The 1,358-nt window shown below is 64.9% G+C and carries 1 protein-coding gene; it reads right to left on the bottom strand.

Annotated features, from left to right (window positions below; genetic code table 11):
• Positions 1–259 precede the first annotated feature (259 nt).
• Positions 260–1,276, bottom strand: a complete 1,017-nt coding sequence (locus J8J14_RS24730; protein ID WP_209382199.1) for an IS110 family RNA-guided transposase — start codon at positions 1,274–1,276, stop codon at positions 260–262.
• Positions 1,277–1,358: the final 82 nt, after the last annotated feature.

The raw sequence follows: 1,358 nt of genomic DNA, 5'->3' as shown, positions 1-1,358 counted from the left end.
CGTGTGTGGATGGCCCCCTGTCTTGCAAGAAGAATCATGGCAATCAAGCAGCGGTAGTCGCTTGCAGTCGTGTGTCCGGCCTTCAGCGCGGCACGACGGCCGCTGGCCCTGATGGGTGTCCGCGGGCTGGGGCCTCATCGGTCTCGCGGGTTCAAGGACCCCGGATACGTTCCAGGCTGCTCCCAACTCGTCGGCACTGCCGCTCACTCCATCACGCCTCTTCCTCTCGCAAGCATCCTCTCTCTCGCGCGGCCCTACCTTATGCCGTAGGTACGGCGGTAGCCGGCCGGTAGACGTCTCCCTTGGCCATGAGCGCCCAGATAATACGGGCCATCTTGTTGGCGAGGGCAACGGCAACCTTGAGCCGGGCATAGCGGCTCAGAAGGCCTTGTACCCAGCCGTTGGCTTTCACCTCCCTTGAGCCCAGGAGGGCGGACTGGGCGCCCATGATCAACAGGCGACGAATGTAGCCGTCACCCTGGTGGGTGATCCGACCCAGGCGCTGCTTGCCGCCCGATGAGTTCTGCCGGGGCACCAAGCCGAGCCAGGCGGAGAACTCCCGACCGGAGCGGAACACTGTGGCGTCCGCAACCGTCGCCACAATGGCGCTCGCGATCAGCGGCCCGACCCCCGGGATCTTGGCTAGGCGCTGGCTGGTCTGATTGGCCCGGTGCCAGGCCAAGATCTCGGCATCAACCTGTCCGATGCGCTTCTCGAGCTCGTCGATCTGCTCGGCAAGGAGAGCGAGGATCTTACGCCCAGGCTCGGGGACCGTGTCCGTTTCCAAGTGCGCCCGCAGGCGTCCCAAATGGCAGATACCCTGTGCCTCGGCGACACCGAACTCCGCGAGAAGACTCCGCAGGGAGTTGGCGGCTTGGGTCCGCTGCCGGACCAACAGGTCGCGCGTGCGATGCATGACCAGGACGGCCTGTTGCTCCCGGCTCTTGACCGCCACGAAACGCATGGTCGGACGGGTCACGGCCTCACAGATCGCTTCGGCGTCGGCCGCATCATTCTTGCCCCGCTTGAGGTAAGCCTTGACGTAGTGCGCTGGCATGAGGCGGATCTCGTGCCCGAGGGCGCTGAGCTCACGTGCCCAGTGGTGCGCGGTCGCGCAAGCCTCCATGCCGATGAGGCAGGCTGGCAGCTTCGCAAAGAACGCCATCATCTGGGTACGACGCAGCTTCTGGCGCAGGACGACTTGGCCGTCCGGCCCAACACCGTGAAGCTGGAAAACATGCTTGGCGAGATCGACGCCGATCGTGGCAATCTGCATGGCGGATGGCCTCCTCCTGGGGTGTTCGACAACCCTCATCTTGGCACTTCGATGCCGATCGGGGGCCATCCACCCCATCGGC

The sequence above is a fragment of the Pararoseomonas baculiformis genome, from assembly GCF_017813395.1.
Lineage (GTDB): Bacteria > Pseudomonadota > Alphaproteobacteria > Acetobacterales > Acetobacteraceae > Roseomonas > Roseomonas baculiformis.
The sequence above is the reverse complement of the archived record's forward strand: the minus strand, read 5'-3'. Positions and strand labels throughout refer to the sequence as shown.